The organism is Pseudomonas izuensis (assembly GCF_002356535.2).
GTDB classification, from domain to species: Bacteria; Pseudomonadota; Gammaproteobacteria; order Pseudomonadales; family Pseudomonadaceae; genus Aquipseudomonas; species Aquipseudomonas izuensis.
This window is the reverse complement of the sequence record NZ_AP017423.2, coordinates 4946113-4966348: the sequence shown is the minus strand read 5'-3', so window position 1 is coordinate 4966348 and position 20236 is coordinate 4946113. Positions and strand designations below refer to the sequence as shown.

Sequence of the window (20236 nt, the reverse complement as noted above, 5' to 3'; positions counted from 1 at the left end):
TGCCTGCCTGCATATATCCATGACGGCAGACGTTGCACTTCCTGTAGGACGAGCGCCTCGGCAAAACCCGACGACAACTTCGTATAACTTCACCTTAGAGCCCGCGTCACGCTTGTTTTAGATCCATTTAGTATGGTTGTCTCGGTATATGCTATTAAAAAGGCATGAGGCCTATTGCCAGCTTCTTGGGCGGCCTTTTGCTAGACACCTGCGTGTCAAGAAACGGTTTACCCGTTTGTTGACGACCGTCCGTCTGAGCGTGAGCGTCAATGCCGATGAGCGCTGCGGTCATTGAATACGGGGGGCCTCCGGCGAAGAGTGTGAGTTGTGTTTTTCATTCATTCGCACTGCGGTTCGAGGACGTCATGACCCAAGCTTTGATTTTCGATGCGCTACGTACGCCCCGTGGCAAAGGCAAGGCCGACGGCGCTTTACACAGCGTCAAGCCGGTGAACCTGGTGGCTGGATTGCTCAGGGCGCTGCAAGAGCGGACTGCCCTCGACACCCGTCAGGTCGATGACGTGGTGCTCGGTTGCGTCACGCCCATCGGCGATCAAGGCTCCGACATCGCCAAGACCGCGGTCCAGGTAGCGGACTGGGATGTCAGTGTGTCTGGGGTGCAGATCAATCGTTTTTGCGCGTCAGGGCTGGAGGCGGTGAACCTTGGGGCGATGAAAGTCCGCTCGGGTTTCGAAGACCTGGTGGTGGTCGGCGGCGTCGAGTCCATGTCGCGGGTCCCCATGGGCAGCGATGGCGGGGCCTGGGCCCTGGACCCGGAAACCAACCTGCATAGCCACTTCACTCCGCAAGGCGTCGGGGCCGACCTGATCGCCACGCTCGAAGGCTTCAGCCGTCACGACGTCGATGCCTACGCGTTGCATTCACAGCAGAAAGCCGCGCGGGCGCGCGCCGATGGATCGTTCAGCAAGTCGCTGGTGCCGGTGCAGGATCAGAACGGCATCATCCTGCTCGATCACGATGAGTTCATCCGGGCCGACTCGACCCTGGAAGGCCTGGGCAAGCTCAAGCCGAGTTTTGAAATGATCGGGCAAATGGGCTTCGACGCCACCGCGCTGCGGGTCTACAGCCAGGTAGAGCGGATCAACCACGTCCACACTCCCGGTAACAGTTCCGGAATCGTCGATGGTGCGGCGTTGATGCTGATCGGTTCCGAAGCCAAGGGCCGGGCACTGGGCTTGCAGCCACGGGCGCGGATCGTCGCCACGGCGGTGACCAGCACCGACCCGACCATCATGCTCACCGGCCCTGCACCGGCCACCCGCAAGGCGCTGGCCAAGGCCGGGCTGCGGGTTGAAGACATCGACCTGTTCGAGGTCAATGAGGCCTTTGCCTCGGTGGTGTTGAAGTTCATCAAGGACATGGCCGTCGACCCGGGCAAGGTCAACGTCAACGGCGGATCCATTGCCATGGGGCACCCGCTGGGCGCCACCGGCTGCGCGATTCTCGGCACCCTGCTCGATGAACTGGAAGCCCGGAGCCTGCGCTACGGCCTCGCGACCCTGTGTGTGGGTGGCGGCATGGGCATTGCCACCATCATCGAACGCCTCTGAGCCCCGAATCCAAGGAAACCTTTCATGACCCAAGCCATTCGTTACGAAAAAGGCCAGGACCAGATTGTCGTCCTGACCATCGACATGCCGGGCCAGAGCGCCAACACCATGAACGCGGTGTACCGCGACGCCATGGCCGACTGCGTGGCCCGCCTGGTGGCCGATCGGGACGCCATTGCCGGCGTCATCATCACTTCGGCCAAGAAAACCTTCTTTGCCGGCGGCGACCTCAATGAGTTGATCAAGGTCGGCAAACCGCAAGCCAAAGCCTTTTACGACATGGTGCTGAACCTCAAAGGGCAATTGCGCACCCTGGAAACCCTCGGCAAACCGGTGGTTGCGGCGATCAATGGCGCGGCGCTCGGCGGCGGTTGGGAAATCTGCCTGGCCTGCCATCACCGCGTGGCGCTGGACAACCCATCGGTGCAACTCGGTTTGCCGGAAGTGACCCTCGGCTTGCTGCCGGGCGGCGGCGGGGTGGTGCGCATGGTGCGCATGCTTGGCCTGGAAAAAGCCCTGCCGTATCTGCTCGAAGGTAAAAAAGTACGGCCGCAACAGGCGTTGCAGGCGGGGCTGATCGATGAGTTGGCGGCGGATCAGGACGAACTGCTGGCCAAGGCCCGCGCCTGGATTATCGCCAACCCGACCGCCGTGCAGCGCTGGGATGTGAAGGGTTACCAGATTCCCGGTGGTACGCCGTCGAGCCCCAAGGTCGCACAGATGCTGGCCATTGCGCCGTCGATCCTGCGCAGCAAAACCCAGGGTTGCATGCCGGCGCCGGAGAAGATCCTCTGTGCCGCGGTGGAAGGCGCGCAAGTGGATTTCGACACGGCGCACCTGATTGAAACCCGCTACTTCACGGAGTTAACCACCGGTCAGATCTCGAAAAACCTGATCGGTACTTTCTGGTTCCAGCTCAACGAAATCAATGCCGGAGGCTCGCGGCCGCAGGGAATCGCTCCGTACGTCACCCGGAAAGTCGGCGTACTCGGCGCCGGAATGATGGGCGCGGGCATAGCGTTTGTCAGCGCGTCGGCCGGTATCGAGGTGGTACTCAAGGACATCAGCCTGGCGGCTGCCGAGAAGGGCAAGGCACACTCGGCAGCGCTGCTGGACAAGAAAGTGGCGCGCGGTCAAATGAACAGCGAGCAGCGCGAAGCCGTTCTGGCGCGCATTCATACCACCGAAAGCGATGCCGATCTGGCCGGTTGCGATCTGATCATTGAAGCCGTATTTGAAGACCGTGAGCTGAAGGCCAAGGTCTCCCTGGCCGCACAAAAAGTCGTCGGTGCGGATGCGGTGATCGCCTCCAACACGTCGACCCTGCCGATCAGTGGCCTGGCCACGGCGGTGCCGGACCCGAGCAAGTTCATCGGTCTGCATTTCTTCAGTCCTGTGGACAAAATGCCCTTGGTGGAAATCATCAAGGGCAATCACACCAGCGATGAGACCCTGGCTCGCGGCTTCGATTTCGTCCTGCAAATCAAGAAAACCCCGATTGTGGTCAACGACAGCCGTGGCTTCTTCACCTCGCGGGTGTTCGGCACGTTTACCAATGAAGGCATCGCAATGCTGGGTGAAGGCGTCAGTGCGCCAATGATCGAGACCGAGGCGCGCAAGGCCGGCATGCCCATCGGACCGCTGGCGATCTCCGACGAAGTGTCCCTCAGCCTCATGAGCCATATCCGCCAGCAAACCGCCAAAGACTTGCAGGCCGAAGGCAAGCCGCTGGTCGAGCATCCGGCATTTGCCGTGATCGACTTGCTGCTCAACGAATACAAGCGTCCGGGCAAGGCGGCGGGAGGCGGTTTCTACGAGTATCCGGCGGGTGGCCAGAAACATCTGTGGCCTCAATTGAAAACCCGCTTTGAAAAGGCCGACGGGCAGATTTCGCCCAAGGACGTACGTGATCGCCTGCTGTTCGTGCAAGCCATCGAAACCGTGCGCTGTGTGGAGGAGGGCGTGCTGACCTCGACGGCGGATGCCAACGTCGGTTCGATTTTCGGCATCGGTTTCGCTGCCTGGACCGGCGGTGCGCTGCAGTTCATCAATCAATACGGGGTCAAGGACTTCGTCGCCCGCGCCCAGTACCTGGCCGGACAATACGGCGAGCGCTTCGCGCCACCGGCATTGCTGCTGGAGAAAGCCGCCAAAGGGGAGACGTTTTAGGGATTAGTGACGCATCGCGGGGCTTGCCTTGTCACGGTGTTTCAAGGCAGGCTCTGGGGTGTGCATTATTCCCATCACGTGTCAGGTATTTTTTATGTCGTTACGCATCTGCATTCTCGAAACCGACAACCTGCGTCCGGAATTGGTCGACCAATATCAGGGCTACGGGCAGATGTTCAAGCGCCTGTTTTCGCAGCAACCCATTGCCGCTGAATTCACTATCTACAACGTGGTACAGGGTGACTATCCCAGCGATGACCTGACCTTCGATGCCTACCTGGTCACCGGCAGCAAGGCTGATTCCTTCGGCACCGACCCGTGGATCCAGACCCTCAAGGAATATCTGCTGACCCGCTACAAGCGTGGCGACAAACTGTTGGGCGTATGCTTTGGCCATCAGTTGCTGGCGCTGTTGCTGGGCGGCAAGAGCGAACGGGCGAGCCAGGGCTGGGGTGTCGGTACCCACAATTACAAACTCGCTGCCAAGGCGCCGTGGATGAATCCTGTGCGCGAAGAGCTGACCCTGCTGATCAGCCACCAGGACCAGGTGACCTCACTGCCGGAAAACGCCACGGTGATCGCCTCCAGCGATTTCTGCCCGTATGCCGCGTATCACATCAACGACCAGGTGCTGTGCTTCCAGGGTCATCCGGAGTTCATTCACGACTATTCCCGGGCCTTGCTGGAAATTCGTCAGCAAGCGCTGGGCGAGCAGGTGTATTCGAAGGGTATCGCGAGCCTGGAAAGTGAGCATCACGGCGCCACGGTGGCCGAGTGGATGATGCGGTTTGTGGCGCACAAGCCAGAATCGGTTAAAGGCTAAAAGCTTCGCGAGCAGCTCCCACATTTGAAACTCGATCGATTGTGGGAGCGAGCCTGCTCGCGAATGAGGCGACTGTTTTTCACTGGAAGCACACAGCCCTACAGCCACCCCGATTTCTTGAAACTCGCCCACAAAGCCACACACCCCACGGTAATAAACCCCAGCACCGCGAAATAGCCGTAATGCCAGCTTAGCTCGGGCATGTTCTGGAAGTTCATCCCGTAAATCCCCGCTACCGCCGTCGGGAACGCCAGGATCGCCGCCCACGCGGCAAACTTGCGCTGAACCACGCTCTGGCGTGACGCCTCCAGCAACACCCCGACTTCAATCGTCTGGCTGGCAATGTCCGCCAGGGTGGTCAGGTCTTCCATCTGCCGTGTGACGTGAATCTGCACATCGCGAAAATACGGGCGCATGTTCTTGTCGATGAATGGAAAGCTCAGTTTTTGCAGCTCTTCGCCGATCTCCACCATCGGTGCTGCGTAACGGCGCAGGCGCAACACATCGCGGCGAAGGCTGTGCAGGTCCTGGATATCGCGTTCGTTCAGCGTGCCGCACAGGACGTTGCGTTCCAGCTCATCGATCTCGGCATGAATCGCTTCACCCATCGGCTGGTAGTTTTCAATCACGAAGTCGAGGATGGCATAGAGTACGAAATCTTCTCCGTGCTCAAGCAGCAGAGGGCGCGCCTCACAACGCTGTCGGACATAGGCGTAGGACGCCGAGTGACCGTTGCGAGCGGTAATGATGTAGCCCTTGCCGGCAAAGATATGGGTCTCGATGAACTTGAGTTTGCCTTCTTCCCGAATGGGGGAATACGTGACGATGAACAGCGCATCGCCGAAGGTTTCCAGTTTCGGTCGACTGTGTTTTTCCAGGGCGTCTTCGATGGCCAGTTCGTGCAGGTTGAACTGGCGTTGCAGGTTGTACAGTTCCTCGGCGCTCGGCTCTTCAAGGCCGATCCAGACAAAATGCCCCGGCTTTGCAGCCCAGGCCGCGCCTTCGTCGAGGGTGATATTGGTGACTCTCTTGCCAGCGCTGTAAACCGCAGCAGCAACAACTCTACCCATGATGGTGATTCACTTCTTATTAGCAGGCGTTCATTAGCAAAAAGTAGCGGGCGTTACTCAGCTTAGCCTTGTCTGCTGCTGGAGCGTCAGTGAAATCTGCGCGGTTTTCGGGCAAAAGAAAACCCGCACAGGGCGGGTTTCATTCAAGCGGCTTGCAGTTGCCGGTCCATCGAGTCGATGCATTCGCGCATCTGTTCGCGGCACTGGGCAATCAACATGGGCATGTCGTCCAGACTCAAGCCGGCGGTGGGAATGGCCGGTAACGAGCGAATCAGAATTTTCCCACTGCGCCAGCGATTCAAGCGCATGTGTTTGACGTAACTGCTGACGCACACCGGCACGATCGGAACCCCGGCCGCGATGGCCATCTGGAAGGCGCCTTTCTTGAACGGCAACAGCTCTTCGCCCAGATTGCGCGTGCCTTCCGGGAAGACCCAGATCGAGGTGTCTTGGTTTTGCAGCGTGTGGGTGGTGGTCACCATCGACTGGCGTGCTTTCTGTGCATTGCCACGGTCGATCAGTACATTACCGGCCAGCCAGAACAACTGACCGAACAATGGCACCCATTTCAGACTCTTTTTACCGATGCACACGGTACGGCGGGGCACCACGTTACCGAATACAAACAGATCGTAGTTGGATTGGTGGTTGGCAATGATCACGCAACTGTCGGGTTTATCCATCAGCGGCCCGACATCGGCCTTCACCCGTAAACGCAAAATACACATCGCCGGCCACGCATACAGACGCGCGCACAGACGACTGTTATCCGGATTGAACGGGCGGCACAGGCCGAGCATCACGCCCAGCACACCCGCGACAATAAAGTGCAGGCCCATCAATGACATACGTAAAACAAACAGCATTTTCAGGCCCCACCGGGACAAAAGGTGGCGCAGTGTACGGATGTGCACTGTTTTCGGCAATTGCCGCTAAAGAAGCGGGAGATAGCCGATGTTTAAGCACATGTTTCCGGCTGATGGGTGAGACGCGTTCTAGAGCGGTTGCCGGCTTTTCAACAGGGTAGGTACGAAAAAGCCCGACACGACGGTCGGGCTTTTCGTTGAAGCAGGTTGGGGCTTAACCCAAATGCTCCTGATCCAGAATGATCGCGTTATCCAGGGTGTCCAGCAGTGCCTTGCGGACTTTCAGCTTGGTGTTCTTGTGTGCGGTCATGTTGATCTTCTTCAACTGACGAGCCGCTGCCAATGCCGCGCCTTGCAGTTCTTCCGCCGACACCACCAGGTCAAGGAAGCCGGCATCCACCGCAGTCTGTGGATTGAACATTTCACCGTTGATCACCGAACGGTGGAATGCCGACTTGCGCAGTCGATCACGGGCCAGCTCGATACCGGCGTGGTGCATGGTCATGCCGATCTGCACTTCATTCAGGCCAATGCTGAACGGGCCGTCGACACCGATGCGGTAGTCGGCTGACAGCAGCAGGAATGCGCCTTTGGCAACCGCATGGCCGGGGCAGGCCACGATTACCGGGAACGGGTGAGACAACAGGCGGCGGGCCAGCGTCGAGCCGGCAGTTACCAGCGCCACGGCTTCTTTAGGGCCGGACGTCATCACCTTCAAATCGTAACCGCCCGAGAGAATCCCGGGCTGACCGGTAATGATCACCACCGCACGATCAGTCACCGCCTGATCCAGCGCCGTGTTGAAGGCTGCAATCACGTCCGGAGAAATGGCATTGACCTTGCCATTGCTCAGGGTCAGGGTCGCGATACCGTCTTCGAGATGGTAGGAAATCAACTCACTCATGACGCTATTCCTTTCAATAAAGTTGGGCAGAAGTTACCCACCGTCTCAGGCCAGGTAAAGCGCCATGACTGACCCGCCAGTCACCCTTTGCCCGCCCGCCAAGCGTAGCCCGCCCTGCCAGCGGCACATTGCCCTCTATATAGTCGTGTGTGCGAAGCCAGAGATTGGCCGGTTTGCCATTGCCCTGACCGGCTCGAAACGACTAATTGCGTTAAGCGCATGAAAATTCTGAAAAAATGTTTGCCATCAGAAAAGCTTTCGACTACATTAGCGCGCCTCGACAGACAGAACTTGTTTGAAGAGATACGGTGAAGTGTCCGAGTGGCTTAAGGAGCACGCCTGGAAAGTGTGTATACAGGAAACTGTATCGAGAGTTCGAATCTCTCCTTCACCGCCACATTTAAACGAAAAAGCCCCGATTATTCGGGGCTTTTTCGTTTCTGCGTTTCTAAAAAAAATCCAGTTCATACCTTGGGCGGATCACCGGTAGTAATCCGCGAAAGTGCTTACTCTGGCATCGTCCAGGATTGTAGCGTGTAGCCTTCCTGGCTCAACTTGGCGCGCACCTCTTCCAGCAGGCTTTCCAGCTGCGCCGGGTCGGAATAGGCGCTGCTTGGTATCTGTTTGCGACATATACGTGTGTTGGCCCGGTCGACGACAGTGAGGCTCAGTTCGCCATTACCGTCTTGTGGAGCCCAGGCGACGCATTGAAAAGGTTCGAGTGCGTGGCCTGCAATCAAAAGTGCTTCGTTGATGCGCAGCGGGGTGCTCATCAGTCGTCTCTCCTTGTACCCAAACAAATGATGTGCCGAGCTCTGGCCCATAGCAGTCTTCACTGTTTTACATACCTGCCTGGCGCCGGTTCCAGAGGCGGGAATTTGTCATTCCCTGTGTGCGCTACCGCGGGTTGGCGCTCGCCGGAGTGTCCCTCCAGCCAGTTGAACCAATCATTCCACCAGCTACCGGGTTGCTGCTCGGCATTCTTGAACCAGGTCTCCGGGTTTTTCGTGACCCGATTATTGGTCCAGTAATGACGCTTCTGCTTGGCCGGTGGGTTGATGACGCCGGCGATATGCCCTGAAGCGCCCAATACGAAACGCTTGGCACCGGAGAGCAGGTTGGTGCTGGCGTAGGCGCTTTTCCAGGGCACGATGTGATCGTCATGGGTGGCGAGGATGTAAGCGGGAGCGTCAATTGCACGCAAATCCAGCTTGACCCCGCAGCATTCCAGCTCGCCTGATTTCAAATCGTTTTGCAGATAGGTGTGGCGCAGGTACCAGCAGTACATCGGGCCCGGAAAGTTGGTGCTGTCGTTATTCCAGTACAGCAGATCAAGGGGAATCGGCTTTTGTCCCTTGAGGTATTTGTCGACGTTGTAGTTCCACCACAATTCGTTGGGGCGCAGCAGGGAGAAGGTATTGCCCATGTCCTCGCCACGAAACAGACCGATAGGGCCATTCTTGCCGCCGATTGTGCGCTCGCGGTACGCCACCAGCTCTTCATCGACGAAGACGTCGATGGGGCCGGTATCGAGGTAATCAAGGAACGTGGTGAGCAGGCTCACGCTGGCGATCTCTCTGTCGCCACGTGCAGCGAGTACGGCCAGTGCAGTGCTCAACAGGGTGCCGCCGATGCAGAAACCCACGCAATTGAGTCGCTGCTGGCCACTGATCTCGCGGGTCACTTGCAGGGCGTTGATCACCCCGTGCTCAATCATGTCATCCCAGGTGGTGCCAGCGTGTTCCTGGTCAAAGTTGCGCCAGGACACCAGGAATACGGGATGTCCCTTTTCCAGCAGGTGGCGGACCATCGAGTTGTCCGGACGCAGGTCAAGGATGTAGTACTTGTTGATCGAAGGCGGTACGACGAATACCGGGTGCCGGTACTGGGTTTCGCTTTGCGGGTAGTACTGAATCAGCTGGAACAGGTGATTCTCGAAGACGACTTCACCAGGGGTGTTGGCCAGATCGATGCCAACCTTGAAGGCATCTTTATCACACTGACGCATTTTGCCTTCGTTCATGTCGCTGGCCAGATGCTGCATCCCTGTGAGCAGGCTGGCACCTTGAGTCTCGACCACACGCTGCAGCGCGTCAGGGTTACTGACCAGAAAATTGCTTGGCGCACTGACGGCAATGGCTTGCTCGACCAGATAGCGCAGGCGTTGGCGCGGTTTCTTTTCGTTGATCAGCAGTTTGTCGAGCAGTTTCAGGAGAAAGCTGGAGTTGAGCAGGTAAAACGCAGCGAGGGAGCCGAACAGTGGGTCGCTCCAGTTGCCGCTGGCGAAGCGTCGATCATCGAAACTGAAGGGTTGGCCGGTCAGCAATTTTTGGCCGAGTTGGCCCCATTGAACCTGGTAGTCCATTTGCAGGCTGTCCAGGGTTTCGCGAGGCAGGTCGAACCAGGCACCGTGCTCATGCCCGGAAAACCAGGGATTGGTGCTGACCCACAGGCGCAATTGTTGCACTGCATAGGACGCGATGAACGGAACCTGGCCTGACCAATAGGTGGTGAATGTATGCGCGTTATTGTCCATAAAGTTCCTTGCCCCTACCGATGAGCCGGGCAGAAAAAAGCCGCGCTTTGCCGGACTCCGGCATAGCGACGGCAGGAATGCGGGCTGCATTGATTGACGCCAATCTGATGCGCGGAGCAAGGGTCGCAAGCCCGCGCATTGGCTTATTCAGATGCCGTTGGTTAGCGCTCGATGGCCAGGCTTACGCCTTGTCCGCCACCGATGCACAGTGTGGCCAGCGCCTTCTTTCCATCGCGACGGACCAGTTCGTGCACCAGCGACACCAGAATCCGTGCCCCCGACGCGCCGATCGGATGACCAAGGGCGATTGCACCGCCGTTGACGTTGACTTTGCTGGTGTCCCAACCCATCTCTTTGCCAACCGCCAGCGCCTGGGCGGCGAAGGCTTCGTTGGCTTCGATCAGGTCGAGGTCCTCGACACTCCAGCCGGCTTTTTGCAGGGTCAGGCGTGTAGCCGGGACCGGACCGATGCCCATGATTGACGGGTCCACACCGGCGCTGGCATAGGCTTTGATCCGTGCCAGTACCGGAAGGCCAAGCGCTTGTGCTTTAGCCGCGCTGGCCAGTAACAGCACGGCCGCACCATCGTTGAGGGTCGACGCGTTGCCGGCGGTCACGCTGCCGTCTTTCTGGAAAGCAGGTTTGAGTTTCGCCAAGGCTTGCGCAGTGCTGTCGACACGTGGCTGTTCGTCGGTGTCGAAGACCAGCGGTTCGCCCTTGCGCTGAGGAATCAGGATCGGGGTGATTTCGCTCTGGAAACGCCCGCCCTCAATGGCGGCGGCGGCCTTCTGTTGCGAGGCGGCAGCGAAGGCATCCTGTGCTTCACGAGAGATCTCGTACTTCTGCGCCAGATTCTCGGCGGTGATACCCATGTGGTAGTCGTTGAAAGCGTCCCACAGGCCATCCTGGATCATGCTGTCCTGCAGTTGCGCATGGCCCATGCGCAGGCCGGTACGTGCCTTGGGCAGAACATAGGGGGCCAGGCTCATGTTTTCCTGACCGCCGGCAATCACCAGTTCCGCGTCACCGCAACGGATTGCCTGGACGGCGAGATGGACCGCCTTGAGGCCGGAGCCGCAGACCTTGTTCAAGGTCAGGGCAGGTGTGGTGTTTGGCAAGCCGGCCTTGATCGCTGTCTGGCGTGCCGGGTTTTGTCCGGCGCCGGCAGTGAGAACCTGGCCCAGGATCACTTCATCAATCTGAGCAGCATCGAGACCCGTCTGCTCCAGCAAGTTGCGAATCACTGCGGCGCCCAGCTCGGTCGCGGGAATTGCAGACAAAGAACCCTGGAAACTGCCAATGGCGGTACGAGTAGCGGCAACGATTACGACTTCGTTCATGCGTGACCTCATGGAAAGACAAAATTCGTCGAGCAAACCAGGGCATTGCTGCCCTGATCAGGGTTATTGCATGTTCATGCCGCCGTTCAAGGAGAAGTCGGCACCGGTGCTGTAGGCGGACTCATCGGAAGCCAGCCACGCCACGATTGAGGCGATCTCTTCGGGTTGGCCAAGGCGGCCCACCGGTATTCCCGCGATCATGCCTTCGAGAATGTCCGGGCGAATGGCCGCCGTCATGGAGGTCTGGATGTAGCCTGGGGAAACGGTATTGACGGTCACGCCCTTGCCGGAGACTTCCCGGGCCAGTGCCATGGTGAAACCATGGATGCCGGCCTTGGCGGCGGAGTAGTTGGTCTGACCGAACTGGCCGCGCTGACCGTTGATCGAGGAGATATTGATGATTCGCCCCCAACCCTGGGCCAACATGCCTTCAATGACCTGCTTGGTGGTGTTGAACAAGCCCGTCAGGTTGGTCCCGATCACGCTGTTCCAGTCTTCCGGGGTGAGCTTGCGAAAGGAGGCGTCGCGAGTGATGCCAGCGTTGTTGACCAGCACATCGATCGGGCCGAATTGTTCACGAGCCATCTCGAAAGCCTTGCGAGTGGTCTCCCAATCGGTGACGTCGCCATAGATGAACTCGAACTCATAACCGGCCTCGCGCTGGCTGGCAGCCCAGTCGTCCTTGCGGCTGGAATCAGAGCTGCAGCCGACGATTACCTTGAATCCTTCCTTGTATAGACGTTGGCTGATTGCCGTACCGATACCGCCCATACCACCCGTTACCACAGCAATACGACTACGCGATTCCATACATCTACTCCGTTTTTTTGCGCTGCAGGAGAGAGGATTGTTCGATATCGACGGGGCGTGCGGAAGTGTTTGAAGGTGACGATTTCCTGTCCATCGGTGCCACGCGGGTGTTCTGGCTTGCTGGCAAAAAATGACGGGTTACCCTACTTGGATCAATTTCTGAAACTCAACGGATAGTTAATATTTGTGAAACATTATTGAAATATGTTCAACGCATGTCAGTATCGGCTCCGAACAGGACGTTCGGTTCCACAGGTCAATGAGGACGCCATGTATAAAATGAGTTCAGGTTATGCCAGCATGCTGGCGAATACGTTTTTGGCCCAAGGACTGGACGTTGCCCGTCTGTGCGAGGAAGCGGGGCTGGATACCAGGTTCGTGAATAAACCGGGAGCATGCTGGGATCGAAGTACGATCTATCGTCTTTGGGATTTGGCTGCTCAGGCTTCGGATGACCCGAACATCGGTTTGAAAGCCTACGGGAATTTCCATCCCAGCAGTTTTCAGATCGTGGGCTACACGATGATGTCCAGTTCGAACCTGAAAAGGGCGCTTGAGCGTCTGGTTCGTTTCAGCCCGTTGATCAGTACCGGATTCAGCCTTTTCCTGGTCCAGGAGCAGCAGCATTACCGACTGGCCAGCCTCGAGCATCAGCAACCGGGCTCGGTCAAACCCCGGCAATATACGGATGCAGGTTTGTCTTCGCTGCTGGGTTTCTGCCATTGGCTGGCAGGTGGCAAGTCACCGCGACCTTTGAGTGTGGAGTTCGCGTATCCCGAACCTGAAGACACGTCGGAGCATCAACGGCTTTTTGGCTGTCCGCTGAGGTTCGGGGCGGCGTATGACAGCATCTTGTTCGATGGCCAGGAGCTTCTGAGTCCTTTGAGCATGGCCAACGAGGCGTTGGCCACCCTCCATGACAGTTATGCCGTGGCTCAATTGGACCTGTTGTCCGGTTGCTCTATCGTTGGCAGGATTCGCGCGCTGATTACCGAGCGCTTGAGTCAGGGGCAAGGCCAGGGGCAATGTGATATGGAATCGATTGCGGCGGCACTGAACATCAGCAAGCGAACGCTTCAGCGAGGCCTTGAGAAGGATGGCACGCAATTCAAGGACGTCCTGAACGATGTGCGCCGGCAGATGGCTGACTTCTATTTGCGCCATTCTCATTTCAACTTGAAGCATGTGACAAGCCTGCTCGGCTTTCATGATCACAGCAGCTTCCATAAGGCATGCATCCGTTGGTTCGGTATGACCCCCGGCCAGTATCGAACCGACGAGTTGTCGCCTGTGGTCGAAGAAGTCGCGCCGGTCCGCCCCATAAACCCCGTCGACCTGTACAGGGATCATACGGTCGCAGGTTTCGCCAACGTTTACGCCGAACGGATACACCGCTAATCCCTTGTGAAGGTTTATTGAGGTTTGGGGCCTTTTGTCTTTCTGCTCGCTTTGTGTTTCGGGGCTTTAGCGACGATGGCGGGAGCGGGCCTCGGGGTGACAACTGTTTCACTGGGCGGTTGGGTCAGGCCAAAGCCCGGCAGGGGGACTTCGAGCAGCGCGTGGAGCTCACGGCAGAGTTCGCCTTTTGCTCCAGTGGTTGCCAGCAGTTCAGGCATCATTTGCCCAACGGCTGTCAGGACCTGTTGGCGTTCCTTTGCCTCTGGGAGCAACAAGGGGAGGGTGCGCAAACTTTCTTGCGGGTGAGCAAAAACCAGCAGGTTCTGCAAGCGGATGGCCTCACGCAGGGCCGTGGGCTCATCGCTGTAGTCCTGGACCAGCCGATGCACCTGCTGGATCAGTTTTTCGATGCTTTCCTTGCCCGCCTTGTCGCTGTCGCGGCCCAGCAAAAACAGAATCCTCACCAAGGCTTCCAGGGGGCCGCCATGGGGTAGCGAATCCTGCAGGCGTTCGATCAGGGCCTGGTCCTGCCGGTCGGCATGTGCCTGGAGATTTCGCGCAGGCTTGTTGCCGGTGAGGGCATTCAGTGCGCCATAAACTCCGTAAAAACACAGCTCCTGAGTGGCATCACGCGCATCGCGGTACGCATTCAGGGTGTCCTGCATCTGGTTGGAGAACAGTTCCTGCCAAGCCAGCAACGGGTTGTCTTTGCGTGCGGGACGACGATCACTGGTGACTTTGGATGTGCTCCCGGCCAACCACCACAGCGCCGGATTCAGGCTGCTCCATAGCAACCGCTGCTGTTGGAAGGGGTGCGTCCTGCGCATCAATTCGGCAACGGGTTCATTGACCATCGGACGCAGCCATGGACGTATGAACCCGTCGTAAAACGCGCTGTTGATTTCAGAGATGCGCTCTACCAGAGAGAATTCGCGATCGTCATCACGGGCCGGCTCGATGTCGTCGTGTATATCGGCGATTCGCCTTGATTCGAATTGCACTCGGTATTGCACGTCATGGCTGTCTGAAGGGGCCGGCAGATCGTCAATCAGCATCTCATACAGACCTGCCGGCAGCGCATTGATGGCTTCGACCGCGCCGAGCAACTCCCGGTGTTCACGCCGCGCCACCTTGCCGGAGACGAAAATACCTAAATGACCGATGCTGGCGTGCCGAAGATAGACGATGGTGCGGCCTGCCTCATGCAACGCGAGATCGCTGGGATAGACATCTGTGATCCAGTTCAATGCCTGCTGGGGAGGGGTGATGTTGTCGCCGTAGGAGCAGAACACCACCACCGGTACTTCGATCCGTTTCAGGTCGATACCGCTGCTCTTGCGATCGAGTCCGCCGGACAATTGGTTGCCAATGAAAAGATCGTCGACAATCATCTCGATTTCTTCGCCATTGAGCAGGGTCGGGCTGCCCCACCAGCGTTCGAAGTCGAGAAAGCGCGCAGCCTCGCTGTCGACCTGGCTGAACAACTGGTAGTACTTGCCCCAATAAGTGTTGGCCGGGTCCAGGTTTTCGAAATTGCTGACCAGCCAGCTACCGTCAAAACGGCCGTTGCCCAGGTCGCTGCCCAGGCGAGCCAACCAGCCACCACCCAGCAGGCCACCGGTATAGCGCATCGGATTGCGTCCATTGACACCGGCCCAGTACGACAGGGGGGCACCATTGATAATGATCAATCCCGGCAGTTCCGGTCGCGTTGCCGCCAGTCCCATCAAGGCCCAGCCGGCTTGGCAGTTACCAATGATAATCGGCTTGCTGTTGGCCGGGTGTAGGGCGCCGACGACTTCGATGAACCGGGCCTGGGCTTCGGCGATATGGGCCAGGGTTTGCCCAGGCTGTGGTGAGTGACTGAAAGAGATGAAATAGGTGGGGTGGCCGGCTCTGAGGCTTTCACCTAATACCGAATCCTGTTTGAAACCGCCGATTCCCGAGCCGTGGCCGCCGCGTGGGTCAATGATGATCACCGGCCGGGCGTTGCTGTCGATTTCTTGCCCGGGTCCGGGGAGGATGCGCAGCAGTGAATAGTTGACCGGGTGCGGGAGCTCGGAGCCTGCGATCAGGGTTTCATGAGCGAACTTGAGCAGCAGCGGATACCCGGCGCGTTCATGGGCCAGCGTATTGTCGCCGCGTTGGCGCAGGGTGTCCCAAAACAGCAGGCAACGTTGGCCGAAGTCCGTGACATATTCCTGCCATTCAGCGGGCGTAGGTTGTCTGAGTTGACCCCGCTTCAGAGGTGCGAGGGTTTTTTCCTGGCGCTGACGACAAGCAATAAGGAAGTTCAGCGTATTGAGGCGCTGCAGATGAATCAGGTGTTCGAACAGGCCGCGTTGAGAGGAAAGTCTGTCATATTGCGATGCAATAATATCTTCCTGGCCCATGGTGATCTCCTGGTTTTATGCATGAGAAGCAGCTTGCCTGCCTCTCATCATCAAAGAGCGCTTGGCCGGCCGTTTGCCTTTCAGGAGTCTATAGCGAATAGCGGCGGGAGGGAAAAAGTTTTTGTGCGGCGCACAAAAAACATTGCCAAACGAATTTGTGCACTGCAATATAAAAGCTAACGCGATGACCGGCAGGATCGCTATCGCGTCCTCAGGCCTACGTCGGCCTTTCAGAATCAGGAGATTCAAGCATGTCTTTTTTCAACTTGGAAAAATTGCAAGACGCTCAGAAAGCCAACCTCGACCTCCTGCAGCAAATCAGCGGCAAAATCTTCTCCAGTGTTGAGCAGCTCAGCCAATTGCAGTTCAAGACCTTGCAGGCCACAACCGAGGAGCAGTTCGACGGTTTCCGCAAGCTGCTGGCGGTACGTGATCCACAAGGGTTCGCTGAGCTCCAGGCTTCTTTCACCCAGCCTAATGTGCAAGCCGAACGCCTGGCTGAGTTCAATCGTCAAGTGCACGCGCTGATTGTTGGCACCCAATCGGAAATTGCCCAACTGACCACGCGTCAGGTCGAGGCGGGCACCAAGCAGGTGCAAGAGTTCGTTGAAGTGATCAGCAAGAATGCACCGGCTGGCTCCGAGTCTGTTGTGGCCGGATTCAAGTCATCGCTGGCGAATGCCAGTACCGTATTTGAAAGTGCACAGAAAGCCGTAAAACAGGCTGCTGACGCTGCTCAGAGCGGTTTTGGCGCAGCAACCGCCGCAGCCGGCAAAACCGCTCCTGGTGCCAAGGCTACAAGCGAAAGCAAATAAGCCGGATCAGAACGGTTACAGGATGACGATGGGTTTATTCCCCATCGTCATTTTTTTTTGGTCCGCCGCCAGCCCCCGGCTTGCTCCCGAACAGGCCGAAGAGGTTCTGAGTGTTCATGTAGAGGGCTTTTGACTGGTCGACATACTGGCGCATCAGATCCTGCATGACCGGTGCTTGCTGGTGCATGAATGCACTCCAGGCTTCAGACGACTGAGCGCCGGTCTGGGACTGGATGTCGATGACCGTCTGGATGCTTTTATCCAGGTAGCTGCCGAGGACACTCTGGTAGGGACCGTAGAACTGGATAATCCCCATGAGCATCTCACTGGAGAAGATTGGCTCACCGCCACTTTCGGCTTCCAGGATGACCTGCAGCAAAATGCTTCGGGTCAGATTCTCGCCAGTCTTGGCGTCGACCACCTCGAACGGGATTCTATCGACGACCAATTGGCGTATATCCGCAAGGGTCAAATGACTGCTGGTGTGCGTGTCATACAGACGGCGATTCGGGTACTTCTTGATCAGACGGGGGGTGTTCCGACTGTTATCTGTCATGCGGGGCTACTCACAGCAAGCCTGGTTTGCAGGCATCTTATCGTACTCTGACCACTGCGACTCCAGCGCGTCGCTTCACGCGGCACGCGCAGGGGGTAGCGTAAGAACTTCTTTCATCTTTTGAGCGCTGAGCCCGCAAGCGCAGAGGAGAGGGCGCTTCCGAAACTTATGTAGGACAAAGGAGCGCAGCGTAGGACGCAGCTTTTATAGCGCTGTTTTTTGGATTTGCATAACCGGTGAGGTTCACCCGGCTTCGCGATCTATTCAGTGTGGGCAACGCTGTCCAACCTTCGAACGAATCGACCCCCATGTCCCAGCCTCGCGCCGCTTTTCGCGGTGTATCCATGCCCATTGCAGTTGTATTGATGTACCGGCTCACTCTCTGAACGACAAGGAAATCCCATGATCACCACCACGACCCACGCTATCGAAGGCCGACAGATCACCGCCTACCTGGATATTGTCAGCGCCGAGTCGGTACAGGGCGTCAACGTCATCCGCGATGTGTTCGCCGGGATGCGGGATTTTTTCGGCGGGCGCTCCCAGACGCTCGAGCGGGCATTGAAGGAGGCGCGTATCCAGGCCACCGACGAGATCAAGGAGAGGGCGCGGGCGCTTCAGGCGGATGCGGTGATAGGGCTCGATTTTGAGATCAGCATGCCGGCCGGCAAGGGTGGAATGGTGGTGGTATTTGTGACTGGAACGGCCGTCAAACTGAGGTGATCAGGTCAGGTCCATTCGTCGGGCATTGGGTAATCTGAACTGCAAGTCCATTAATGACCGGCTAGTCTCGAGGGCCTTGGTGATCGATATTTTTTTTGGCAAATGGGCTTGCCGGTGTCGGTCCCGCTTTTGAAGAGGGGTGAAGAGATGGCTGATCCGTATATCGAAGACGACGGTGCAGAATTTCCGATCAACAACTGCGTACAGTGTGGGCAGACGGCGTACGTAGCCAGCTTCGGCGAAGACCAGACCGAGGTCGACAAAATCAAGACCAGGGCGTGTCGGGTACAGAAGGGAAAATTTCTGCCCAAGGTGACAGCCCCTGTCAGGAAGTAATGAACCAGCAAGCGAACCCCGTCATTGAGCGGGGTTTTTTGAGCCTGGGATTCGTATTGTTTTTTATTTTTTGAGGACGGTGTGAACGAATATTCAGCCGGGTTTTTTTTCACAAAGTTTTCACGAGATCCTACGTAGGCTCAACTCATCCGTTAGAAAGCAACACCCTGCCCGTTCCCCAGCGGGCTTTTTTTTGCCTGGCATAAAACCTTTTCCAAAATTGCTGTCCAACCGTCGCTAACTACGAGGTTGAGTGCGCGCATGTCTGGACTTTGTCTCCTCTAAAGCTTTCAATCTCGACCCTTTTGATTTTCATCCCTATTTTGAGGTTTTTGTCATGCGTTTCACTCTGCCTGCTTTGGTTCTGGGTCTTCTGGTTGCTCAAGGTGCAATGGCTGGCGACGGTACTGCCGCAATCGGCGGCGGTTTGGGCGGCGCGCTGGGTAACGTCGTGGGCCAGAGCATGGGTGGCAGCACCGGTGCAGCGATTGGTGCGGGTGTGGCAGGCGCGGCGGGTAGTGCTGTTGCTGCCAAAAAAGGCCACCGTACCAGTGCTGCGATCGGCGGCGGCGTGGGTGCTGCTGGTGGTTCGGTTATCGGTAACAGCCTGGGCGGCAAGACTGGTTCGACCATCGGCGCAGGCCTGGGTGGCGCATTGGGCGGCGGCGTAGGCAGCAACCTGGCCAACGGTCACAAGCGTCACTGATCCCGAGCGATCCATTCAAAAGCCCGGCTCGCTCAACAGGCTGGCCGGCTAGAGGAAATGCCCGTATCGCAAGATACGGGCATTTTTTTATGCGCCCTATCCAGAATACGGGGCGGATTGCCTTTCATAGGGTCTGATTGCGCGGTCTTTTTTGTTATTCGTCATTCTTGACACTGTCCAGTCAGCTTCTCTAGGATGCTGCTCATGCGCCGATTTAAACAGCTACTTGCGGGGCGCCAGGTGACTCGATCAGTTGCCGATAGAAGCCTGGAGCAGGCTTCGAAATACCGCTAAAGCGCTGGTTCGGTGTTGCCTCTCACCTGCCATGCAGACTTTTGAGGCAGAGACACGACACGATGAATGCACTAAGCCCCGTTGTACGTCCCGCGCCGATCACGGCACATCTCACCCAGCGCAATCCAAAAATCCTGCTTGGCGGTAAACATCAGCCAACGCTCTTGCGTTACCTCGATGGCTGGCCGCGTCGCACCGGTGGGCCGGCAGCCTTTCTGATTCAGTTTGTCGAAGACGGTGAATCCCTGGCTCGATTTGCCAGCGACAGTTTTGATCTGGCGGTGATTCAATCGCCCAGCGCCGAAGATGCCCCTGAAGTCATCAGGCAACTGACCCGTGTCGCCCGCCAAGGGCTGATTACCCGTCGCTGAGGCCCGGAGCGCCATGGCTCATGGCGCTGCGGCTCAAAGATACTCGATCGCCACGATGTACACACATTGCTCGCCAGTAGGTGTCTGGACCCGAACTTCGGCGTCCAGTGCCTTGCCGATCAACGCGCGGGCCAGGGGTGAGTCGATGCTGATCAGGCCCTGTTTCAAATCCAGTTCGTCCGGCCCGACGATGCGATAGCGTGACTCTTTGCCGTCCTCGTCTTCAATGGTGACCCAGGCACCGAAATAGACTTTGTTCGGATCGCTGGGTTTCTCGCTGACGACCTTGAGGGCTTCCAGGCGTTTGGTGAGAAAACGCACACGGCTGTCGATTTCGCGCAGCATCTTTTTGCCGTAGGTGTATTCGGCGTTTTCCGAGCGATCGCCCTGTGCCGCGGCTTCGCTGACAGACTGCGTCACTTGCGGTCGCCGTACGTGCCAGAGCTCATGAAACTCGGCGCGCATCCGCGCTTCACCCTCGGGGGTGATCAGCGCGGTGCCTGCGGTGCGGGGAGGGCGATAACGGCTCATGGTGATTTCTTTGAAGAGTGAAGG

Annotated in this window: 19 protein-coding genes and 1 tRNA gene; 10 read left to right on the top strand and 10 right to left on the bottom strand. The window is 57.7% G+C overall.

From position 1 onward, the window contains the following. The first annotated feature begins 365 nt into the window (after positions 1-365). The 3 genes from LAB08_RS21925 to LAB08_RS21915 all read left to right on the top strand — a co-directional run bounded on the left by LAB08_RS21925 (position 366) and on the right by LAB08_RS21915 (position 4563). The gene (locus tag LAB08_RS21925; protein WP_096509735.1) at positions 366-1571 is read left to right on the top strand and encodes an acetyl-CoA C-acetyltransferase; all 1206 of its coding nucleotides are present in this window, start codon (positions 366-368) and stop codon (positions 1569-1571) included. A gap of 24 nt (positions 1572-1595) precedes the next feature. Then, positions 1596-3740: a 3-hydroxyacyl-CoA dehydrogenase NAD-binding domain-containing protein gene (locus tag LAB08_RS21920; protein WP_096509736.1), complete on the top strand. Its 2145-nt coding sequence runs from the start codon at positions 1596-1598 to the stop codon at positions 3738-3740. Positions 3741-3834: 94 nt separating this feature from the next. Continuing rightward, complete coding sequence (locus tag LAB08_RS21915) at positions 3835-4563, top strand: amidotransferase (RefSeq protein ID WP_096509737.1); 729 nt, start codon at positions 3835-3837, stop codon at positions 4561-4563. Positions 4564-4661: 98 nt separating this feature from the next. On the opposite strand, the gene LAB08_RS21910 is transcribed toward LAB08_RS21915, so the two are convergent. From LAB08_RS21910 to LAB08_RS21900, 3 genes are all read right to left on the bottom strand, one after another. Beyond that, positions 4662-5633: a magnesium and cobalt transport protein CorA gene (locus LAB08_RS21910; RefSeq protein ID WP_096509738.1), complete on the bottom strand. Its 972-nt coding sequence runs from the start codon at positions 5631-5633 to the stop codon at positions 4662-4664. Positions 5634-5776: 143 nt separating this feature from the next. Continuing rightward, positions 5777-6499: a lysophospholipid acyltransferase family protein gene (locus tag LAB08_RS21905; protein ID WP_096509739.1), complete on the bottom strand. Its 723-nt coding sequence runs from the start codon at positions 6497-6499 to the stop codon at positions 5777-5779. 214 nt (positions 6500-6713) lie between these two features. After that, positions 6714-7403: a crotonase/enoyl-CoA hydratase family protein gene (locus tag LAB08_RS21900; RefSeq protein WP_096509740.1), complete on the bottom strand. Its 690-nt coding sequence runs from the start codon at positions 7401-7403 to the stop codon at positions 6714-6716. Positions 7404-7710: 307 nt separating this feature from the next. On the opposite strand from LAB08_RS21900, the gene LAB08_RS21895 reads away from it, so the two are divergent. Further along, a tRNA-Ser gene (locus tag LAB08_RS21895) sits at positions 7711-7800 on the top strand. Between the two features lie 109 nt (positions 7801-7909). Here the strand turns inward: LAB08_RS21895 and LAB08_RS21890 are convergent. The 4 genes from LAB08_RS21890 to phbB form a co-directional block, all read right to left on the bottom strand. Next, positions 7910-8176, bottom strand: a complete 267-nt coding sequence (locus LAB08_RS21890; RefSeq protein ID WP_096509741.1) for a hypothetical protein — start codon at positions 8174-8176, stop codon at positions 7910-7912. A gap of 59 nt (positions 8177-8235) precedes the next feature. Then, positions 8236-9939, bottom strand: a complete 1704-nt coding sequence (gene phaC, locus LAB08_RS21885; RefSeq protein ID WP_096509742.1) for a class I poly(R)-hydroxyalkanoic acid synthase — start codon at positions 9937-9939, stop codon at positions 8236-8238. Positions 9940-10100: 161 nt separating this feature from the next. Further along, positions 10101-11279 carry an acetyl-CoA C-acetyltransferase gene (locus LAB08_RS21880; RefSeq protein ID WP_096509743.1) on the bottom strand — a complete coding sequence of 393 codons (1179 nt, stop codon included), beginning with the start codon at positions 11277-11279 and terminating at the stop codon, positions 10101-10103. A gap of 63 nt (positions 11280-11342) precedes the next feature. After that, the gene (gene phbB, locus LAB08_RS21875; RefSeq protein ID WP_096509744.1) at positions 11343-12089 is read right to left on the bottom strand and encodes an acetoacetyl-CoA reductase; all 747 of its coding nucleotides are present in this window, start codon (positions 12087-12089) and stop codon (positions 11343-11345) included. A 270-nt stretch (positions 12090-12359) separates the two neighbouring features. Here phbB and LAB08_RS21870 point away from each other — a divergent pair, with 270 nt between their 5' ends. Next, a complete protein-coding gene (locus LAB08_RS21870; protein ID WP_096509745.1) occupies positions 12360-13487 on the top strand; it encodes an AraC family transcriptional regulator in 1128 nt (375 codons plus the stop codon). Positions 13488-13501: 14 nt separating this feature from the next. Here the strand turns inward: LAB08_RS21870 and LAB08_RS21865 are convergent, their stop codons facing one another. Next, complete coding sequence (locus LAB08_RS21865) at positions 13502-15880, bottom strand: DUF3141 domain-containing protein (protein ID WP_096509746.1); 2379 nt, start codon at positions 15878-15880, stop codon at positions 13502-13504. Between the two features lie 251 nt (positions 15881-16131). On the opposite strand from LAB08_RS21865, the gene phaP reads away from it, so the two are divergent. Continuing rightward, positions 16132-16695 carry a TIGR01841 family phasin gene (gene phaP, locus LAB08_RS21860; RefSeq protein ID WP_096509747.1) on the top strand — a complete coding sequence of 188 codons (564 nt, stop codon included), beginning with the start codon at positions 16132-16134 and terminating at the stop codon, positions 16693-16695. A 34-nt stretch (positions 16696-16729) separates the two neighbouring features. Here the strand turns inward: phaP and phaR are convergent, their stop codons facing one another. Next, on the bottom strand, positions 16730-17251 hold the full coding sequence (gene phaR / locus LAB08_RS21855) for a polyhydroxyalkanoate synthesis repressor PhaR (RefSeq protein ID WP_096509748.1): 522 nt from the start codon (positions 17249-17251) through the stop codon (positions 16730-16732). Positions 17252-17653: 402 nt separating this feature from the next. Here phaR and LAB08_RS21850 point away from each other — a divergent pair, with 402 nt between their 5' ends. From LAB08_RS21850 to LAB08_RS21840, 4 genes are all read left to right on the top strand, one after another. Next, complete coding sequence (locus LAB08_RS21850; RefSeq protein WP_096509749.1) at positions 17654-17974, top strand: YbjQ family protein; 321 nt, start codon at positions 17654-17656, stop codon at positions 17972-17974. A 147-nt stretch (positions 17975-18121) separates the two neighbouring features. Beyond that, positions 18122-18310 carry a hypothetical protein gene (locus tag LAB08_RS30430; RefSeq protein ID WP_096515244.1) on the top strand — a complete coding sequence of 63 codons (189 nt, stop codon included), beginning with the start codon at positions 18122-18124 and terminating at the stop codon, positions 18308-18310. Positions 18311-18647: 337 nt separating this feature from the next. Further along, positions 18648-19016 (top strand): bacteriocin, encoded by a 369-nt coding sequence (locus LAB08_RS21845; protein ID WP_096509750.1) that lies wholly within the window; start codon positions 18648-18650, stop codon positions 19014-19016. 356 nt (positions 19017-19372) lie between these two features. Beyond that, on the top strand, positions 19373-19681 hold the full coding sequence (locus LAB08_RS21840; protein WP_096509751.1) for a hypothetical protein: 309 nt from the start codon (positions 19373-19375) through the stop codon (positions 19679-19681). A 33-nt stretch (positions 19682-19714) separates the two neighbouring features. Here LAB08_RS21840 and greB read toward each other — a convergent pair whose 3' ends face one another. Then, on the bottom strand, positions 19715-20212 hold the full coding sequence (greB, locus tag LAB08_RS21835) for a transcription elongation factor GreB (protein ID WP_095196793.1): 498 nt from the start codon (positions 20210-20212) through the stop codon (positions 19715-19717). Positions 20213-20236 lie beyond the last annotated feature (24 nt).